Source organism: Thermoactinomyces sp. DSM 45892, assembly GCF_900107305.1.
GTDB lineage: Bacteria > Bacillota > Bacilli > Thermoactinomycetales > Thermoactinomycetaceae > Baia.
The window spans coordinates 297419-317961 of record NZ_FNPL01000001.1 but is presented as its reverse complement, the minus strand read 5'-3'; the positions used below and the strand labels follow the sequence as shown (position 1 = coordinate 317961).

The window sequence follows — 20543 nt, the reverse complement described above, 5'->3', positions numbered from 1 at the left end:
TTTATGAATGGCCCCGTACAAGTAACACCTTTGATTCCCTTTAACACATTAGCAAATCCACCATTAGAGACAAACAGCTTTACCGATGTATTTAAAGACATATCAGCGGCGTGGCAAGAATTCCAAAAGACTGGTAAACTTTCGTACGCAGCTTTTCAACAAGGTATGGCCCTGGCTCAGGGAGGAGCATTTAATTATTTAACATTATTTAAAGCCGGAATCGGATTAGGTACTTCATTAATTCCAGGTGGCGAGTTTGTCGCACCACTTCTTAATTTCCTGCTAGGCTGGCTTTGGCCGAATAAGAGAAGCAGCACAACAAAAGATTTAATGGATACAATCAATAAAGAAATAACAAGACAAATACAGGAAGCAATGATTGAAACACATCAAGTCACGTGGGCAGGTTATTTAAACGCATGTAGAGACCAAATGGAAACTTTGGCAACTGCGATTGTAGGAGCACAATTTACAGGTACTGAAGATGATGCTGTTAGAACTCCTCAAGTACCGACCCCAGGTAATTTTGATAATATTGCACAGATTTTTCGAGGCGCTGATGGAGTGTTAGACCTTACTCAAAACCAATCGCTTAATCAGATCGATTACTTGACTGTGCCTTCTGCACCTTATTTTGCTATGGGAGTAACAATGAGACTTGGTGCATACCAATCGTGGATAAGATTTTTAGAAAAATGGATTGACATTGTTTATCCTGTTGATAGTAAGTCGGACAACAATAATACTTGGCATCAAACATTGGATCAGCTTAAACTGGACATGAGGCATATAATCTGGAGGGCTACAAATGACTTTATGATACAGTTTAACGGCTATTACGGCAAAAACAGTAACACCACAGATCAAGGCAAAATGCCTCCCGTTTCAAAAGATTCTCCTACTAAAGCTCAAATCAATAAACAGAATGTATATATTCGAACAATGATTTTAAATGTGTTGGATGTAGTTGCAACGTGGCCAACGATGTTTCCGGATGATTATAGTGATCAAATGACAATAGAACAAACACGTGTACTAGTTGCTGATATGGTCGGACAGAACCAAGCCTCCGATGGAACAGTAACGATTTACGATATTTTTGATAATAATAACCAGATAAAATATGATGCCCCTTCTTATTTTCATGGTGACTTACAGCAAGTCGAATTTTCTGTCGGTCGGGGACACAAACAGCATGACTCGGATACTCTTGGTTTTTATAACTATCCTTATAAAGTTAGGATAACTTATACAGATCAACAACAATTTGACAGCTTTGTACCGAGTGGTTTTTCAGATGTGTCCGGGTCAGTAATGGTATCTGACATGCCTATACTAAAGATTGATGCACAAACCCAATATAGTATGTATGTTGATGGAGAAGGCCTAACTATATGGTCTGCTGGTAAGGAGGATCGTCCAGCTCAGATAGGTCCCATTTTACCTGGTAGTTGTTATAGTGATTATGGTGTTCCTGGTCCATGTCCACCTGGAGAAAGCTGTAAGCCTAGTCCAGGTGGTTCATATAGAACCAGTTGTAATATCGTGCTCGAGGACCAAAAACTAAATGCTTTATACGCGTTTAGACAAACCAATAACCCTAGGAATACCGATAAAATAGGGTTAATCGCCACTTATGTTTCACAAGATTTAAATGTAAATAATGTATTTGGTGAACAAGACACAGACACAAAAGAGATAGTCGGAAAAGGAATTCCTGCGGAAAAAGCAACTCTTCTGAACGGTAACCGTCCTTCAACTGTAAAAGAATGGGTAAACGGTGCCAATGCTGTACCACTTACTAGTGATGGTCTACAGTTTAAACTTACTAATCTAACGGCCGGTCAATATCGTTTTCGAGTACGTTTTGCCAATCCAGGAAACGATGCCCAGGTTATGTTCTCTATGACTGCAACGGGCAATCCGACCCTAAGGGGGCCTGTACTATTCCCTAGTACTTCGGACGAAAATGTACAGGAATTACACCGAGTTTTTGTAATCGGTGCAAGTGATAATGTAAACTATGTATTACAAGATATGACACTGAATTTTCTCCAGGTACCCTCAGGTGATGTTACTGTGACTTTATCACCACAAGGAGCGGCGAGCGATCCAGCAATATTAATTGATCGTCTTGAGATTGTACCTAAACCTGTCCCTGTGGACCCCGTCGTAGATCAGATTGAGAAAAAAGATTTTCAGGATGATGATGCCAATTTTACTATATGGAAGAACCTAGATGTGTCGGGTGGGATACAAGCGCAATTAACCATTAGGCCATATGATTATGTGAAAAATACGTTTGTTCTATCTTTTCTTTTAAGAGGTGTCGAACAATCCAGGGAAACCTTGCAATTCGGAGAATACATCTATGATATTGTCCGAAGAGGATTTGATGAAATTCAAATTATCAATTCTGACCCGACGAGTTCATTACATGGAAGTATAGAGGGCACGATTTATCGACTACCACAACCAAAAATTCAAAAGCCAAACCCAGTCGTAGATACCATTTCATACCAACATATTCAGGATACTGATGCACAGTTTAGTATATGGAAAAATTCAAAGGTTACGGCTTGGCAAGCTGAGGTAATGATTCTACCAGATCAATATTATGAGAATAACACGTTTCAGCTAGCCTTTCTTTTAAATGGTGTCACACAATCCACGCAAACCTTGCAATTCGGAGCGCATCTTTATGACTTTGTCAAGGAAGGATTTAATGAAATTCAAATTCTCAATTCTGTCACAACAAATATACTAAAGGCAAATATAAATGGCACTCTTTATCAAATACCGCAACCACCTCTTCCAGAAACATCAGATGTGATAGGGCTCATTCCCGAGCAACATATTGATGTAGAAAACCAGAGTTTGAGTATATGGAAAAATCCAACCACTACACCTGCTGTAGAAGCTAACTTAACAATAGTTCCAGCGAAGTATTATACAAACAATACGTTTAAGGTAGACTTTCTTTTAAATGGTTCCGTACAATCCACTCAAAACGTACGATTTGGGGAAACTCTCTATGATCCTATCCCGCAAACATTTGATGAAATTCAAATTGTTACTACTGATATTTCGAATCCACTAGAGGCGCGTATAGTCGGTACTGTCTATCGAATACCACAACCACCTCTTCCACAACAAACAGAAGTCGCAGCCACCATTTCGAACCAACATTTTGATATGGATAGCGCGAGTTATAGCGTATGGAAAGATTCAAACATTTCGGCTATACAAGCTAAATTAACTATTTCACCAGATAACTATGTGGCAGATAACACGTTTACGGTAGCCTTTCTTTTAAAAGGTGTCACACAATCCACTCAAGCCTTACAATTCGGAGAATATCTCTATGATCCTATCCTGCAAACATTTGATGAAATACAAATTCAAAATTCTGACACGGCGAATGGACTACATGGATCGGTAGAGGGCACTATCTATAAACTTTCACAAGAACAAAATCCATCAGGGACAGAATACGCAGACACGATTTTAGAACACGATTTTGAGGATACCGATGCACAGTTTACTATATGGAAAAATTCAAACATTTCGGCCATACAAGCTAAAGTAACCATTACACCAGATCACTATATGGCAGATAACACGTTTAGGTTATCCTTTCTTTTAAATGGTGTCTCACAATCCACTCAACCCTTGGTATTTGGAGAATATGTCTATGATTCTGTCTCGAATGAATTTAATGAAATCCAAATTCTCAATTCTGATACGACAAATATACTAAAGGGGACTGTAGAGGGTACACTCTATCGACTACCACAACCATCAGAAATTGCAGCTACCATTCCAAAACACGATTTTCAGGATACTGATGCACGGTTTAGTCTATGGAAAGATCCAAGCATTTCAGCTGTGCAAGCTAAATTAACAATTATGCCAAAAGAATATATGGCAAAGAATACGTTTACGTTAGCCTTTCTTTTAAATGGTGCTACACTTTCCACTCAACCCTTGCAATTTGGAACTTTCCCCTATAGTTCTGTCTCACCAGGATTTAATGAAATCCAAATTCTCAATTCTGACACGACAAATATACTAGACGGGGATGTAGAGGGTACGCTCTATCGAGTAGCACAACCCAATGTTCCAGGCTCACCAGATATTGTAGATTCTATTCCGCCACATTATGTTCAGATAGACGAAACAGTATATAGGATATGGAGAAACCCAACCGTCCCGACTGTGCAAGTTAAGCTCAAAATCATTCCAAGTGAACCCATACCAAACGCGCCGTTTAGGCTAGACTTTTATTTAAAAGGTGAAAAACAAGATGATCAACCCTTGCAATTTGGAGAATATCTCTATAATCCTGTCGCAGCAGGATTTGATGAAATCCAAATTGTTACTACTGACTCTACGTATAAGCTGTCTGGAACTTTGGAAGGTACCATCTATGACGTACCACAAAAACCAATTCCATTTCCAAGCCCAGTCATAGATACCATTTCACAACAAACTATTCCTACTAACAGTGATGCGGTGACAATATGGAAAAATCAAAAACAAAATGGTGTAGCTGTGCAAGCTAGCTTTAATTTTATGCCACAGAATTGGATAAACAATACGTTTAGACTAGACTATCTCTTCCAAGGTGCCTCGATATACAGTCAACAAGTGGAATATGGAAACTATATGTATAACGCTATACTGACCGGATTTGATGAAATACAACTTGTTACTTCTGACACGACGAATATGCTGTATGGGACTATGAGTGGTATGATCTATCAAATACCTCAAGCACTTTTTCCTCCAGAAGACCCAGTCATAGATAGCTTTCCTGTAAAATATATTGTTGATAATCTGCAGGCTTATAGTATATGGAAAAATTCAAGCGTTTCGGCTGTGCAAGCTAAGTTAACAGTACGTCCAATTAGTGCGACCGAAAATACGTTTACCGTAGCCTTTCTTTTAAAAGGTGTACAACAATTCAGTCAACCACTTCAATTTACAGAATATCTGTATGCTGTGGTCTCGCAAGGATTTGATGAAATCCAAATTCTCAGTTCTGACACGACGAATATACTATCTGCAAATGTGGAAGGGGAACTCTATCGAATACCGCAACCGCCATTATCACAATCCAACCCAGTTTTAGATACTTTCAACAAGGGAATTGACGAGGCAGTGTATCAAGAGTTACTATGGCAAAACCCAAGACCAAACATTCCAGCTGTGCAAGCTAAATTAACAATAACCTCAGATGGTCCTGGTAATGTTCCCGGGGATGTTCTACACTTTGTGTCAGACGGTTCACTCGTTTCCATACAGCCAATGCAATATGGAGAATATCTCTATGACCCTATGCCACAAGGATCTTCATTTGATCAAATATTTATTATAAGTGGTTACGGCGACTTTCTAAATCTAGATGTAAAGGCTACAATCTATGCGCAGGACAGACCAGTCCTAGAAACTATTCCGGAGCAGCATCAACTGTATAACCCCAACGCCTCGATTACCTTATGGAAAGCAACACAGGCGGACGAACTGGCTGTGCAAGCTAGCTTAACATTCACCGCATTATTGCCTGTGGTAGGACAGAATATAGTCTTTCTCTCAAACGGTGTCACACAATCTACTCAACCATTACATTATGGAGAATATCTCTATGATCCAGTCCCACAAGGGTTTGATGAAATCCAATTGTACGACGTAGCCCCGATTAATTTAATGGAGGGCACTGTCTATACACTAGAGAGACCCGTCCTAGATGTCATTCCAGAGCATATTATAAATGATATAGTTCCAGTTTATACGATATGGAAAGACTCAAATATACTCGCTGCACAAGCTACATTAACAATAGAACATGAATCTGAGCCCCACTCTGACCTAAGCATGCTGACGATAGCCTTTCTCTTAAAAGGTGTCGTACAATCTAGTCAACCATTACAATTGGGAACTAAACTCTATGCTCTTGTCCCGCAAAAATTTGATGAAATCCAAATTGTCAATGCTGATAACCCTAACTTTAACCAGTATGCCTATGGACTGAATGCGTATGTAGGGGGCTCCATCTACGATGTTGCACAGTAGTGTTGTATCTATATCATTTTCAGCGTTAGAAACAATCAATATGAGTACAATCTAGAACTCTTCACAGCCACTCCCTCCTACTATTTCATCAGGAGGAGGGAGTATTTGTAATGATACTAGACAGAGGCAACACGCAAATGGGTACGAATGCATGTATTCCATCAGAATCTAATTACAGACCAAAGGAGATATGAATATGGATACACATTGTTTACCAACATTAAACGATATTCAAAAATTAGTAGATAATCTGTTTACTTCAGCTGATCATATAACCCTTAAGCCTGGGACAACAAGATTTTGGATTGATCATCTACAGGATTTAATTGAATCGTTATCTAATAGTTACGCAGTCGAGAAACGGATTTTGAAAAATACAGTCATTCAAGCAAAAAAAATAATAGATTCAAATAATTTAGTAATGAACATTACGCCGAACGGTACCGGATGGGAACTGAGTGGTAGGACTTTTATATCAGCAGGAGATTCAGAATATGGAAATCCTCACTTAGTTTTACCGCCAGCTACTTCTATAGAACCAGCTGTTGCTTATCAAACGGTAGCATCGTCTAAACTACAAGCATACACCTCTTATGAATTGACAGTTTTTTGTTTACAAGCTGCTGAGCTGTGCATTTTCGCATCAACAAATTATATCAATCAACTTAATGACACCGTAAACATATCTGTTTCTGAACCAATGCCGACGTCTTTAGAACAAGTCACCACAAATGCACATTACCGCACATATAGAATTAAGGTAGGGGCACTACAACCCTATATGAAAGATGGGATGGTGATTGGTTTTGTGAATCAATCATCTAAATTATCAAAAATCAGTCATGTTTCATTAACGAAAAAACGTCCTTTAACAGCCTCTGAAAAACAAGAAATACAAAATGCGGAACAACCTTATATTGACGAAATCACACAAATTATCACAAGTTTAGAAGATGCATCGAAACAACTAGAAACATTCTATCATGTATCTGGTCAAGATATAATACTAAAGTCACATACAACATATACGGATTTACAACAGATAACGATGTTACAAAAAGAGTTTTCTCTAATAGAACGGATTTTCTTTGCACCTACAGTGACATTTTTGGAACACCAAAAATCCCTTGTGACTTCCATTTTTTTACGCATTTTTAACGCATTACAAAAGTGCAATTTAGTGAAAAATCCTTTGTTTTTACACAAGTCTCTCAATTGGACGGTAGACGGATCGGTTAATTTTCTCGGACAAAACACGAATAAACCTATTTTAAATCTATTAGACGGAGATACTACAGTCTCTCAAGAAATTTGTTTACCTAATCATACCGCAGCACATCGTGTTCGCGTTCGTTCAATGGGAACAGGAACCATTTCTATTATGCCTCCAGGAGATCAAGACTATATGTTATTTTGTGATTCATCAGGATTTAATATATACACTTTGGATTTTTATCCACATGTACCGGATATAGAGCCGCTTATAAGCTCTGAAGATCCCGACTTCTCAATCGATTGGATAGAAATACAGGAAATGCGCCTAGATGCATATGGACACTATGTACCAGTTGAACAAACACAGATAGCAGATACAGATACACCATGTGGTTGTAATTGTTGTAGTTAGAGATAAATCTGTTTCGGTTCTAGTACAACAAGTATATAAGAGAAAAAATCTATACCATCTGTCTCATTCTAAATTAGGATACCCGTCTAAATATAGGTATAAGACAGCTCCATCAAGCTAATACGAAAAAGAAGATATCGCAAACCGAAAATAGGGGTATCTTCTTTTTCTACATTTCTCTTCATTATCGAAATAAATATATATACTATACTCGTAGTGCTAGTTAAAAGATGATAAACAAATAGCTCTTGTGCAACAATTCCTTCATAATGAAAACGTCACCCTATCATCAGGAGGAGATTGGGGAATGTAGTTAGAAAAATTCCCTCCTTAGATAAGGATATGCCTATAAGCCATCCATTGATAATCATGTCAATGGATGGCTTATATTTTTCATAATTTGGATAGGAAAAACATCCAGATTCGATTATTTGTACATAATCACAGTAATTCCACATTGTGGTATTCTGAATCCGGTCTCATTCGCATTGGTAACTGTGAAAGTCCCAGAAGGACCTGGAGGAACTTCAATAATCGCAGATGAAGTGAAAGGAGTATTAGCGTTGCTGGAAACTTGCGTTTGTGTTCCTTGAACTGGAGATCCGTTGAAATTTAGATTAAATGTACGGCTATTAATAGTAGCTCCTACATTATAAATTACTTTGTAAACATGCCCTCCTGCTACATGGATGGTCCCTGTAGCTCCTCCACTTCCGGTATCGAGTGCTATATTAGAACCTACCTGAGTTGTAATGGTATCATAGGGCACATTAGCTCCATTGCTTCCCGTAGGTCCAGTGACCCCCGTAGCCCCCGTCGATCCTGCAACGCCTGTTGGCCCCCTCGTAACATCGATTCCCAATACATTTTCTAGTTTCTCGTTTAAGATTCTTTCTTTCTTCCCAATTACATTGATGGTGTCACGAACACTTGTATTGATCGTAAGTAAGTCGGTAATAGAAGGTTGAAAGGTAGTAGACACTCCAGGGAGAGTCCCTAGAACGTATTGAAGCTTTTCTCCTTCCGAATTAATAATATGGCTCAGCCCAAGTTCTTCTAATGCAATGGATGACAATGATTAACTCGAATGAGATACCATCTCGTAAAAACTCTCGTTCGTGAGAAGCAAATCTTTCTTCAACATCTCTCTTACAAATGCAGTTCATTTACCATAGAAGTAGAAGCTTCTTCGGTATATGGCGCCGCCATATTGGACTTACTGCTGGAGAAGCTCACACTTGAAGAAATCGGCTCCATGGAGCTAGAGCAACTAGCAGATTTCCTTAGAGAAAAAAGTAGAAACCGTTTCTCTGACCCAGAGTATGTAGCCAAGTCGATTCAGAAGGCGGCACGTTCTTCTTACCGTCTTGCGAAGTGTGTGGAGGACTCAAGTGATCTTCTTCTAGGAACTTCTATTCAGTCGATCTGCAGTATTAAAGCGCAAATCAAGCAACTAGACAAGGCAATTCAAAAACTACTAGATGGGATACCCAACACACTTCAAACCATCCCGGGGATTGATCCTGTATTTTGTGCTGGAATCCTAGCAGAAATAAAAAATCAGGGGTTCCAACCTAATGAGTAGAAGCCCATGTCATCACACTACACGGATTTTAAAAGGGAGGAATCTTCTCCTAACTAATTGTATGAATAGTAATTATAATGTGTGATATGCCTATCGGGTGAAGGTCGCGATAGGAGAATGTAATAAAAAACGAATAAAAACCACCATTCTTTACAAGCATCAGAATAGTGGTTTTTAGTGGGCAAATGAATAGAGAGTTATGATAGTTGGAATACATCGATTGTAGTGTTCGGTTGTACTTCCATTGCACCAGTGGGACCCGGATTTATATCAAACACCAAGCCTATTCTCGGATTTGCTTGGTTTGGGGTAGTCACGATGAACCCATAGATATTATTTGCAAGTGGGGTACTGCCTGTTAATCCGGCTGGCATCGTATTCCTTGTCACACTATTGGCAACTAATGTCCCCGTCGGTGCAGTAGTATCTGTAATAAGATTGATAGTAGACGTAACAGTGGCATTTTGAAAAGGTGAGAAATATTCTATGTTGTAAAGAACAAAATATGAGGTTTGTGGCTGAAGATTGATATGATCGGTACCACCCACGGCTGGACCTAAATTCCCGCCCTGAGCGACTACAGACTGAAAGAAGATTTGGGTTCCGGTAGGGACAACTCCGCCAGCATTTCTTCGTATTTGAATGAAGTTTCCTAAGGAATTCACTCCTGTTGGACCGGTAGCCCCCGTAGGTCCCGTAGTGCCGTTAACTCCCGTAGGTCCTTGAGGTCCAGTATTGCCTTGAGGCCCCGAAGCGCCGTCTGCGCCATCCGCTCCCGTAGGTCCTTGAGGTCCAGTATTTCCTTGAGGTCCCGAAGCGCCGTCTGCGCCATCCGCTCCCGTAGGTCCTTGAGGCCCAGTATTTCCTTGAGGTCCCGAAGCGCCGTCTGCGCCATCTGCGCCCGTAGGTCCTTGAGGCCCCGTATTGCCTTGAGGTCCCGAAGCGCCGTCTGCGCCATCTGCGCCCGTAGGTCCTTGAGGCCCAGTATTTCCTTGGGGTCCCGTAGCCCCGTTTGCGCCCGTAGGAACTTCGAGTCTCACATTGGCAGAACCAGGTGTTACTGTAATTTCTAACGTATCAGATATAAAGTTGAGTGTATCTCCGAAGTTTAGTGGAACAGTACCATCAGAGCCTGAGTTCCCTTGAACCAAAAATAAGAAATCACCTGTAACAAAAGTCCCGGTAGGTCCTTGAGGTCCAGTGTTACCTTGAGGTCCAGTAGAGCCAGCCACCCCATCAGCCCCTGTAGGCCCTTGAGGTCCCGTGCTTCCTTGAGGCCCCGTATTGCCCTGAGGTCCAGTCACGCCTTGAGGTCCGTTTGGTCCTTGAGGCCCGTATTTCCTTGAGGTCCAGGTGGGCCTCCTGAGGAGCCTGTGGTTCCCGCCGGTCCTTGAGGTCCCGTCGGCCCCCTTGTGACATCTGTTCCTAACACGTTTTCTAACTTCTCGTTTAAAATCCATTCTTTCTTTCCAATTACATTAATCGTGTCACGAACACTTTCATTGATTGTAAGTAGGTCCGTAATCGTGGGTTGAAAAGTGGTGGATACCCCGGGGAGGGTTCCTAGTACGTATTGGAGCTTTTCGCCTTCGGCATTAATAATATGACTTAAGCCCAGTTCTTCTAATGCAATAGATGATAGCAATAGGTTTACTGCATCTTCTCTTGTGATGGAAATATTGGGTGAAATATTGGGGATATTTGCTTGTGACATCTCTTCACTCCTTATCTAAATAGTAGATGCTCTTATCATTAGTATTCAGATAAATCACAATTCGATACTCACTCTGTTGTAAATATATATTTAGAAACGATCTTATGTGGAATGAGTCCTCCTATATGTTTTAGATAAATGCCTCAACATAGCAGGATCAGATAGAAAAGGGATTTATTTGTTCTAGATAGCGCAGATATGACCTAATATGATGATATAGAGCAGAGTGCGGACACGGTTTCGTCAGTACTTTGTTCCTTTTTTGTTCTTTTTTTGATAAAAAGGCCTATTAGATTTGGTTGTATAATGAGATTACTTGAGTGAATAGATGTCAGGATGATTCTGTATATATACAAACTTCACGTAATATCTGGTGTTCTCAGTAGATGAAAAGGAGGTTAGTGGGTTGTTAAAGAAATTGCTTGCCAGTATACGCGTCGGTGGAATTAAGGTTGATACTACCTTAGAAAAAGGAGAATACCGACAAGGGGAAACCATCCATGGTCGGGTCTTAATCCAAGGTAGCTCGGTACAGCAGGAAATAAATCGTATCCTATTTCAGCTTAAAGTTCGACTGAGGGATAGAGGAGTAGGAGTAAGTGGATTTCGGGACTTCTTGTGGCACACACATGAAATAGCAGACAAAATTACGGTATTACCTAAAGAAACGAAGGAAATTCCGTTTTCTTTTACTCTGCCAGATGTAACACCGATTTCGTTTCCCTATGAAGGTCATTTTTTGTTCGCTAAACCAAAAGTCTCCCCGTACTGTTTTCAGGTATACTTGCAAACAGGAATCGATATCGAACATTCCATCGATCCGAGTGATCATGATGAAATTCAGATAGCTCCCCATCCGTTTGTGGAAGAAGTACTTAAATCCATGAGTCGTTTAGGGTTTTCAGTGACATCGGTAGAGCCAAATAGCATGGATTATCCAATGGATCGGACGTTTTACCAGGAGTTTCTTTTTGCACAGCACGATATGAAGAATTGGCTTAGTGAGGCATCACTTGTACATCTCGGAAATGGGCATTTTGTATTACGAATTGAAACGCAGAAGCCAGATTATCGCTCTATTATGGAGATGCTAGATGTAAATGAGCGGAAAATTCGCTTTGTGGTTCATGAAGAAGACATAGAAGATAAGGGTATCCATTTGACGGAGTACTTAGCAGAACAAATTCAGTTAATCCAAAATAAGGTAACAAAAGAGCTTTCGTCAAACGAATAAAAATAGCTTGATTCGGTTACTCTAAATGTGCAAGGAGTTCTCATCCAATGTTCTATGAGGGGAGCTGATTGCGATGTCAAGAAGCAACAAACTCGTAGTGCCTGGGTCGGCTGCTGCCTTGGGGCAGATGAAACAGTCAATCGCACAGGAATTTGGAGTAGAATTAGGGGCTGACACTACCGCCAGAGCCAATGGTTCTGTAGGTGGAGAGATGACCAAGCGACTTGTCGCCTTGGCTCAGCAACAACTTGCTCGGAATAAATAAAAGCAAAACCCCCCATTACTCGATTCGTAGTGGGGGGTTTTGTTTGCTAACGTTTAAAATTGAGCTCGTAATTTCTTGCGAATCCACCAACGGGTCACGACTCCTTGCTGAGGAGAAAACAGGAAAGCAAGGGCGAACAACCCACCTGCCACCATCGTCATACATCCAGCGATGGATGCATCTAACATGACGGATAGTAGATAACCACAGATTGAGCAGATGGCTCCGATAAGTACACTTAATCCGAGCATAACTCCAAGCCGTTCTGTTAATAGATAAGCAGTGGCGGCGGGGACGATAAGCATCGCTACCACGAGGATTGCGCCTACACTTTCAAAAGAAGCAACAGTTGTGATCGAAACAAGCCCCATAAGCAGGTAATGGAAAATCGCTACAGGTATGCCGATCGCCATCGCTAAGGCTGGATCGAAGGATGTAAGCTTAAACTGTTTGTAAAATAACCTTACGATGATCAGACTAAGCAAGAAGGCCGCTCCTGCTCCCCACATCGCTCGAGGTCCCATATCGACTCCACTCCATGTCCATGTATCATAAGGGACATATGCAATCTCACCGTAGAGCACACAATCTAAATCTAAGTCTACTTGTTGAGTAAAAAGGGAGATTAAGATGATCCCGATGGCGAAGAGTGCTGTAAAACTAACCGACATCGCAGCATCTGCCTGTACGCCTTGGTTTCGCAAAAGTTGAATGATAATGGTGCAAAGGAGTCCAAAGACTGCTGCACCGATAAACATTGGCAAGGGATCACGACTTCCTGAGACGAGAAACGCGATGACGATTCCAGGAAGGATGGAGTGACTAATGGCATCTCCTAACATAGCCATGCGGCGGAGAATTAGGAAACATCCAAGAAACGCACAGGAAGAAGCGATGAGAGCGCCAGTCAGGATAATCCATAAACTACTCATCATTCCATCCCTGCCTTTCTCGTTACATAATAGTTTGTTTGATCTTCTTCTGGGATGTGTTTTTGTAGATAGGATTGAAGTTGTGATCGAAGGGATTCAGGAAGGTCAGATAATTGCTCGATATCCTGAATCGAACAGTCCGTTTCAATATCTTCATACATATGCCACATCTCCATATAAAGCCGAAGCAAGGCTGTGTCATTTGCCTTTTTCCAACTAGCATTCGAGAGGGTAAAAGTATCTTGGGCGCTCTCCATCACTTGCCCACCTCGCTTTTGTTGTTTGATCCAACGGCGAATTTGAGCGGGGGATAGGTTTGATTGATTCGATAAGGCAGTCAACGTAACAGTTTGATTTCCCAGTTGATTCCATGCTACATAGATTTGCTCTTGGCGTACTTTTTGCCGGGTTTGAATGAGGCGTAACCATTTTGCAATCAAACCTCGTTTCGGTGCGCATAGCATGGAGACAAAGAACAAAAGGGTGACTGCCAAGACAATAAGGGGTCCAGTCGATAACTTAGTGGCAACGGAACTAAGGATCGTCCCGACTAGTCCAGATAGAGCCCCTAGACAGGCAGAGATGAGTATCATGTGATCTAATCGTTCCGTCCAATACCTAGCTGTTGCGGCTGGCGTAATCAAAAGAGATGCCATTAATACCACTCCTGCCGCCTGTAGGCCAATTACCACAGCAACGACTAGGAGCAACATGAGGAAAAAATCAAGTCCTACCATCGGGAAACCTAGACTTTTTCCGTAGTTTGCATCAAAACATAAGAGTTTTAATTCCTTAAAGAATAGAGAAGCCAAAAGGATTAACACCAAAGCAATGGAACCCATCATCACTACGTCTGCTCCAACTAAAGATGCAGATTGACCAAATAAAAACTTATCTAATCCGGCTTGATTGCCAAAATCACTGTGTTGAATTTGAGTTAACAAGACGATGCCAAATCCAAAAAAAGTAGATAAAACCAATCCTAATGCAGTATCTTCTTTAATCTTAGAAAATCGGGTAATCCAGCTAAGAAAGAGAGAAGCTAAGAGACCAGTTAATGTAGCTCCGATCAAGAGCCAAAGTGGATTTTTCGATCCAGTAAATAAAAATGCTAAACAGATTCCAGGAAGTGCCGCATGGGCTAGTACATCGCCCATCAATCCACGCTTTCGTAAAAAGGCGAAACTTCCTAATACGCCGCTACTAATCCCAAGTAAGGTTGTTCCGGCAAGAACCCATAAAGCATTGGCATCACGAAATAGTTCTAACACCCGTTACTCCTCCTTATTGGGTAGATAGCAAATCATTTGTTTGCGGTGGTAGGATAGCGAGGCGTCCTCCATATGTTTTTTGTAAGTTTTCGGTTGTAAATATTTCATTAGTAGGGCCAGATGCGATTAGGCGAAGATTGAGCAACATCACAGAGTCGAAGTACTCCGAGACGGTCTGGAGATCATGGTGTACGACAAAAACGGTTTTTTTCTGCTCTTTTAGTTCGTGCAAGACTTGAACGATTGCTTTTTCCGTTGCCGCATCGACTCCTACAAATGGTTCGTCCATAAAATAGATTTGAGCTTCTTGAGCAAGAGCGCGAGCGAGGAAGACGCGTTGTTGTTGTCCACCAGAAAGTTGACTGATTTGTCGCTTCGCAAACGACTCCATTCCTACTTTTCGTAGTGCTTCTAATGCACGATCTTTATGCTCGGACTTCGGTCTGCGAAACCAGCCAAGCTGTCCGTATAGCCCCATCAATACGACGTCTAGCGCATTGGTAGGAAAGTCCCAATCAACGGACTCTCTCTGGGGGACGTATCCTACTAATTTTCGTTGCTGTGAATAGGGCTTTCCATAAATCGAAACCTCGCCCCCTGCTAGTGGGAGAAGTCCGAGTGCTGCTTTAATCAGGGTTGATTTACCTGCCCCGTTTGGCCCGATGATACCAACACATTCTCCTTCTGGAGACTGATAGGTAATATTTCGTAAGACGGGCTTTCGATGATAGGCTACTGATACATTTTCGATCGAAAGAGGTGGAGTCTTCGTTGTCATCGTATTCCCTCCAGGATGCTATTTTAAAGAATTCACTATTTTTGTGACATTGGCTTGCACCATTCCGATATAAGTTCCTTCTGGTGTACCTGCTTTACCCATCGCATCTGAGTAGAGTTCCCCGCCAATTTTTACCTCATGACCTTTTTGTTTGGATCCTTCGACCACTGCTTCAATCGATTTCTTAGGAACACTTGATTCAACGAAAACGGCTTTAATTTTTCGTTTGGAAATGAGATCAACCATGTTTTGAACATCTTTCAATCCATATTCTGCTGCGGTACTAATCCCCTGCAAGCCAACTACTTCGATTCCATATGCTTTTCCAAAGTAATTAAATGCATCATGGGCGGTTACAAGCACACGTTGTTCCTTAGGAATGCTATTTACTTGTTTCTTTACATCTTCATCTAGCTGTTTTAGCTTGGTTAGATAGTCAGTCGCTTGTTTTGCATAGTCTGCTTGATGACTAGGGTCTTGTTTGATCAAGGTATCGCGAACAACCTCAGTAGCAGACATCCATAGTTGTACGTCAAACCAGATGTGTGGATCGTGTAAGTTAGCACCAATCTCGAGAAGTTTTGATCGATCGATCTTGTCGGATATAGCCGTTACAGGTTTGTTTTTACCAATTTTGTTTAAAACATCTGTCATTTTTCCTTCTAGATGAAGTCCGTTATAGAAGATAAGATCGGATTGATCCAGTTTCCGAATATCACCTTGTGACGCTTTATAGAGATGTGGATCCACTCCAGTACCCATCAGTGCAGATACTTCGGTATGGGTTCCTCCTACATTTTTTACGATATCGGCGATCATGCCAGTAGTCGTGGTAACTTGAATTTTTTTGCTCTCTGATTTTGAAAGGGACGGATTACACCCTACTAATAAAGTGAAGCATAGGGCACTAATAAGTAGGATACGAAAACATTTGTGAACCATGGTAGTTCCTCCTAAGTTATGTAAGTACATTGTTTGCTCAACCTATAAAATATGCTATTCATCAAATCTATTTGGTATAGTCATCAATTTTTCCCTAGGGCAAAATTCAATTAGCTCTATTCTGTCATCTCTGTATGCTTCTGTCAATGATCATTGCATACATTTATCAAAGAATTGTCGAATTCAATGCTGTAGAAAAAAAGGATATGTGATAGGATGGACGGTATTATAGAAGATAAATAGACTAAACGAAAATCATGGGGTTAGAGATTTAGAGAGGGGTGAAAGGGTGAAAATAGCTCGTTCGATAGGGGCCATCCTGGTAGGTGGAGTAGTTTTAACGGGTTGTACGAATTTTGTGGGGGCGGCAGAGTCCAACCTGATTCCTGTGAAGGACTTGTCTCAAGAAAAATTATTAGCTATGTCGGAGAGAACGTTACCGTCGGTGAAAATGACGACAAATGATAAATTACTTGCTGAAATGAATACACTTCGTTCTAAATTAGTAATGAGTCAAGGATCATCTCTACACAAGCAAGTTGCCTTTACATTTGATGATGGCCCGGATACTCATTTTACGAATCAAGTTTTGGATATCTTAAAAAAAGAAGGGGTACCTGCTACGTTTTTTCTCTGTGGTAACAATGTAAAAGCACACCCAGAAGTAGTGAAGAGAATTGATCAAGAAGGTCATTCTATTGGAAATCACTCGTGGAACCATCCGCAGTTAACAAAAAAGGATCAAGCGACGATTAATCAACAAATTACGAGTACGAATGACGTTATTAAAAATGTCATTGGGAAAACACCTACTTTATTCCGCCCCCCTTACGGTGCATTTAATCAAGGAGTTCGGGATAAAGTGCAACAGTTAAATATGAAAGTAATTTTGTGGAGTGTGGATACATTAGATTGGAATCATAAGTCAAAAGATCAAATAATGGAAGCTTACCATAAAGAATTCAAGCCTGGCGGTATCATTCTTCAACATAGCTCTGGAAATGAAGGTCTCAAGGAAACGGTAAAAGCCTTGCCAGAAATGATTCGCGATCTTAAGAGTAAAGGCTATAGCTTTGTGACGGTGGATAAACTTATCGGAATAAAGGCATATCAGTAGCTATAAACTCAAAGTCGTTTAAACACAGTCCTCTTCGGGATATCTGAAGGATTGTGTTTTTTTTGTACGTCTTCTTTTCACGAAGAGAGGGTATTTTTAGTTAATTATGATAGAAAAATATCATGACTTTTTTATTCAATTCATGTAAGAAATTGCTCTTACTGTCTCATACTACATGAGGATAGGAGTGGTAAGATGAAGAAATGGAGAGGTTTGTTAGGAGTCCTGGTAATCAGTCTGGTGTGGGGTTTATTGCTTGATTTCACTATTTATACCACTCATGCTGAAGGAAACCCTGATCCCCAAAAGTCAACAAATAAAAATATTTCAGCTCGCGGTTGTGCGAATCAACACCCTGTTTACTATTCGTTCAACCTTCCTAAGAACCAAAGGAAGGTAGTGATTACGTTTGATGATGGTCCAGATGGCATATATACTCCTAAAGTATTAGATATCTTACAGCGATATAATGTGAAAGCTACTTTTTTTGTCATGGGAAAAAGCGCGGTGAATCATCCGGAACAACTAAAGAGGATCGTGAGGGATGGGCATACAGTAGGAAACCACACATGGCATCATAGTGATTTTCAGCTTATTTCCGAAAAAGAAATTGAGAATGACCTTTTGAAAAATGAGAAATACATACAAGAAGAGTTAGGTATTAAACCACTCTTCGTTCGTCCCCCTTTTGGGAGGATCAACGAAAAAATTTGTCGTGTAGCATCTCGATATCATTACACATTAGTCCACTGGGATGTCGATCCAAAAGATTGGGACGGCAGGAGTGCAGATCGTATTCTTAACTGGGTAAAGGAAAAAGTGAAGCCAGGTTCTATTATTTTGTTGCATTCGGGTGGAGGAGAGCCTTATCTAGATGGTTCGATTAAAGCTCTACCCCAAATTATTGAATATCTCCGTAAGGAAAAGTATCAGATTGTCCCATTACAAGAGTTACTAAAGATACCACCTTATGAGAAAGTAAGGAAAAAATAAGTGCTGTTTGGTATGAGGGTGTATCCAAAAAAGAGGATTGATCTATTTTTACCATAGATCAATCCTCTTTTTTGATCATTTTTATGCCTTTTAGAATGAAACGTTGCATATGTTTTCATATAATCCCATTTTGAAGAACGTGAGGTTACATTAAAATGAATGGGTGTATAGAATAAATGATTTTGGTGATGATCATTCTTTAGGTGAAAGGAAGTTTTCTCATGACAAATATAGGAATGGCTGAGCTAACATCTATGCATGGTATGAGTGAGATGTTGCTACGTTATCACCGTATAATCGGCATGAATCATGAACAATTGATCTTATTACAAGCAAGTATTCAGTTACATGATGCTGTGGAGATTGAAGAGGCAACGGGATTCTCGAGAGATACGATTGCGGAATTGTTTTCACAGATCTCGGAATTAGGAGTTATCCGTTTTAACGAACGAAATGAACTGGATTATCAGGATTTATTTGAAACTCTAAAATCGATTGAAAAGAGATCTATGCCATTTCGTGAACGGTTAACACGGGAGTATTCAAAAGCGTCACGAACGAATCAAAAGCATGTGGGGCATGTAGAATTGGTACCTGTGAAAAAGGGAGTTGCTGTCAAGTTAATGGATGGTACATTTCTCTCTATTAAGCAGACAAAGGATTTGAGCAACGAATTAATGATGTTTGCCCAATCTATGAAAGAAGAGGACTTACAACGTTTTAATCGAAATGTAGAGCAGAAGAAAGATAAGGGACAAAACGGTGAGAATCACTACGAAGAGTATGAAGATTAACTTCAAGTTATGATATAATGAAAATTCCTAGAATGTGTGTTCGCTTGGCGCAAGGGGGGACAGTTTTTTGCGGATTATGGGGATTGATCCGGGCTATGCACTTGTGGGGTATGGAGTGATTGACCAAAAAAGTGGTAGGTTGGAGGCGGTTGACTATGGTGCGATTCAAACAGAGCCTCATTACTCCATCCCGACCCGAATGAAACAGGTTTATGATGCGATGAAGGTATTATTAAATCGCTTTCAGCCTGAAGTAGTGGCGATTGAGAAATTATTTTTTAATAAAAACGTAACCAATGCATTGCTTGTGGTTCAAGCACGAGGTGTTATCATCTTAGCAGTGGAAGAGGCAGGAATCCCGATTACAGAATATACCCCTTCGCAGGTGAAATTGGGCGCTGTGGGATATGGGAAGGCAGAGAAGCGCCAAGTTCAAGAAATGGTGAAGGTGCTACTCCGTTTGTCTAAGGTTCCGAAGCCAGATGATGTAGCAGATGCACTGGCAATCGCAATCTGTGAGGCACATTCTTCCAAGTCGATATCTCAAGTAGGACGAGGAGGAATTTCGTGATGATTGATTTTTTACGGGGATCGATGGTGTACCGAGGAACCGACTATATAGCGATTGAAGTAGGTGGAGTTGGGTATCAAGTCACGGTAACCAATCCATTTTCCTATGAGGAGCAAGAGTCGATCTTTCTCTATACTCATCAGGTAGTCCGAGAGGATGCTCATTTACTATATGGCTTTCAAACAACAGATGAGCGAGATTTATTTCGTTTATTACTAGAGGTTTCTGGCATAGGTCCTAAAGCAGGGATTGCGATCTTAGCAGGAGGGACGCCTAGACAGATTGTATCGGCGATTCAGTTAGAAGATTTGAAATTTCTAACCGCATTACCTGGGATTGGAAAGAAGACCGCACAGCGGATTGTGTTAGATTTGAAGGATAAATTACAGAAATTAGGCTGGGATCGTAGATTCCAATTAACTTTGTCGTTGCCAGACCAGATGGTGGAGCCTCCGATTCGTAGTGCAACGGATGATGACCACCATATGCGAGATGTGGTAGAAGCATTAACGGGGCTAGGCTATCATGAAGAGGAAGCTAGGTTATCTGTAAGAAAGGCGAGAGAATCGACTGAAAAAGAGCTTTCCACGGGAGAATGGATTCGTTTGGCTCTACAAATGTCTGTAAAAAGATAGGAGGGTGACG

Annotated in this window: 16 protein-coding genes and 1 pseudogene; 10 read left to right on the top strand and 7 right to left on the bottom strand. The window is 40.8% G+C overall.

All coding sequences use genetic code 11. The features are described 5' to 3' along the window. Positions 1–3 precede the first annotated feature (3 nt). Positions 4–6075, top strand: a complete 6072-nt coding sequence (locus BLU58_RS01515; protein ID WP_176786435.1) for a delta endotoxin C-terminal domain-containing protein — start codon at positions 4–6, stop codon at positions 6073–6075. Between the two features lie 196 nt (positions 6076–6271). Then, on the top strand, positions 6272–7702 hold the full coding sequence (locus tag BLU58_RS01510) for a hypothetical protein (protein ID WP_093290459.1): 1431 nt from the start codon (positions 6272–6274) through the stop codon (positions 7700–7702). Positions 7703–8129: 427 nt separating this feature from the next. Here the strand turns inward: BLU58_RS01510 and BLU58_RS01505 are convergent, their stop codons facing one another. After that, the gene (locus BLU58_RS01505) at positions 8130–8777 is read right to left on the bottom strand and encodes an alpha-helical endospore appendage domain-containing protein (protein ID WP_093290458.1); all 648 of its coding nucleotides are present in this window, start codon (positions 8775–8777) and stop codon (positions 8130–8132) included. 3 nt (positions 8778–8780) lie between these two features. On the opposite strand from BLU58_RS01505, the pseudogene BLU58_RS01500 reads away from it, so the two are divergent. Beyond that, a pseudogene (locus BLU58_RS01500) lies at positions 8781–9257 on the top strand (IS110 family transposase); the annotation flags it as partial. A 227-nt stretch (positions 9258–9484) separates the two neighbouring features. Here the strand turns inward: BLU58_RS01500 and BLU58_RS17105 are convergent. Together BLU58_RS17105 and BLU58_RS17100 are read right to left on the bottom strand one after the other, a co-directional pair. Next, positions 9485–10591, bottom strand: coding sequence for a collagen-like domain-containing protein (locus tag BLU58_RS17105; RefSeq protein ID WP_218122168.1), 1107 nt, complete (start codon positions 10589–10591; stop codon positions 9485–9487). Then, positions 10588–11001: a collagen-like triple helix repeat-containing protein gene (locus tag BLU58_RS17100; RefSeq protein ID WP_218122167.1), complete on the bottom strand. Its 414-nt coding sequence runs from the start codon at positions 10999–11001 to the stop codon at positions 10588–10590. The genes BLU58_RS17105 and BLU58_RS17100 overlap by 4 nt, the downstream gene beginning before the upstream one ends. A 406-nt stretch (positions 11002–11407) precedes the next feature. On the opposite strand from BLU58_RS17100, the gene BLU58_RS01490 reads away from it, so the two are divergent. Then, positions 11408–12235 carry a sporulation protein gene (locus tag BLU58_RS01490; RefSeq protein WP_176786434.1) on the top strand — a complete coding sequence of 276 codons (828 nt, stop codon included), beginning with the start codon at positions 11408–11410 and terminating at the stop codon, positions 12233–12235. 73 nt (positions 12236–12308) lie between these two features. Beyond that, positions 12309–12500, top strand: coding sequence for an alpha/beta-type small acid-soluble spore protein (locus tag BLU58_RS01485; RefSeq protein ID WP_072330497.1), 192 nt, complete (start codon positions 12309–12311; stop codon positions 12498–12500). 53 nt (positions 12501–12553) lie between these two features. Here BLU58_RS01485 and BLU58_RS01480 read toward each other — a convergent pair whose 3' ends face one another. The 4 genes from BLU58_RS01480 to BLU58_RS01465 are packed head-to-tail and all read right to left on the bottom strand — an operon-like array spanning position 12554 to position 16423. Then, positions 12554–13432, bottom strand: coding sequence for a metal ABC transporter permease (locus BLU58_RS01480; protein ID WP_093290456.1), 879 nt, complete (start codon positions 13430–13432; stop codon positions 12554–12556). Continuing rightward, positions 13432–14703 carry a metal ABC transporter permease gene (locus BLU58_RS01475; protein ID WP_093290455.1) on the bottom strand — a complete coding sequence of 424 codons (1272 nt, stop codon included), beginning with the start codon at positions 14701–14703 and terminating at the stop codon, positions 13432–13434. Before BLU58_RS01475 ends, BLU58_RS01480 begins: the two co-directional genes overlap by 1 nt. Positions 14704–14716: 13 nt before the next feature. Then, positions 14717–15481: a metal ABC transporter ATP-binding protein gene (locus BLU58_RS01470; protein ID WP_093290454.1), complete on the bottom strand. Its 765-nt coding sequence runs from the start codon at positions 15479–15481 to the stop codon at positions 14717–14719. Between the two features lie 18 nt (positions 15482–15499). After that, positions 15500–16423 (bottom strand): metal ABC transporter solute-binding protein, Zn/Mn family, encoded by a 924-nt coding sequence (locus BLU58_RS01465; protein ID WP_255404536.1) that lies wholly within the window; start codon positions 16421–16423, stop codon positions 15500–15502. A 289-nt stretch (positions 16424–16712) separates the two neighbouring features. Here BLU58_RS01465 and BLU58_RS01460 point away from each other — a divergent pair, with 289 nt between their 5' ends. The 5 genes from BLU58_RS01460 to ruvA all read left to right on the top strand — a co-directional run bounded on the left by BLU58_RS01460 (position 16713) and on the right by ruvA (position 20533). Then, a complete protein-coding gene (locus BLU58_RS01460; RefSeq protein ID WP_093290452.1) occupies positions 16713–17540 on the top strand; it encodes a polysaccharide deacetylase family protein in 828 nt (275 codons plus the stop codon). 195 nt (positions 17541–17735) lie between these two features. Further along, on the top strand, positions 17736–18533 hold the full coding sequence (locus BLU58_RS01455; protein WP_093290451.1) for a polysaccharide deacetylase family protein: 798 nt from the start codon (positions 17736–17738) through the stop codon (positions 18531–18533). Positions 18534–18754: 221 nt separating this feature from the next. Then, positions 18755–19327 carry a hypothetical protein gene (locus BLU58_RS01450; protein WP_093290450.1) on the top strand — a complete coding sequence of 191 codons (573 nt, stop codon included), beginning with the start codon at positions 18755–18757 and terminating at the stop codon, positions 19325–19327. Positions 19328–19394: 67 nt separating this feature from the next. Next, positions 19395–19898 carry a crossover junction endodeoxyribonuclease RuvC gene (gene ruvC, locus BLU58_RS01445; protein WP_093290449.1) on the top strand — a complete coding sequence of 168 codons (504 nt, stop codon included), beginning with the start codon at positions 19395–19397 and terminating at the stop codon, positions 19896–19898. Next, positions 19898–20533, top strand: a complete 636-nt coding sequence (ruvA, locus tag BLU58_RS01440) for a Holliday junction branch migration protein RuvA (RefSeq protein ID WP_093290448.1) — start codon at positions 19898–19900, stop codon at positions 20531–20533. The genes ruvC and ruvA overlap by 1 nt, the downstream gene beginning before the upstream one ends. The last annotated feature ends 10 nt before the right edge of the window (positions 20534–20543 follow it).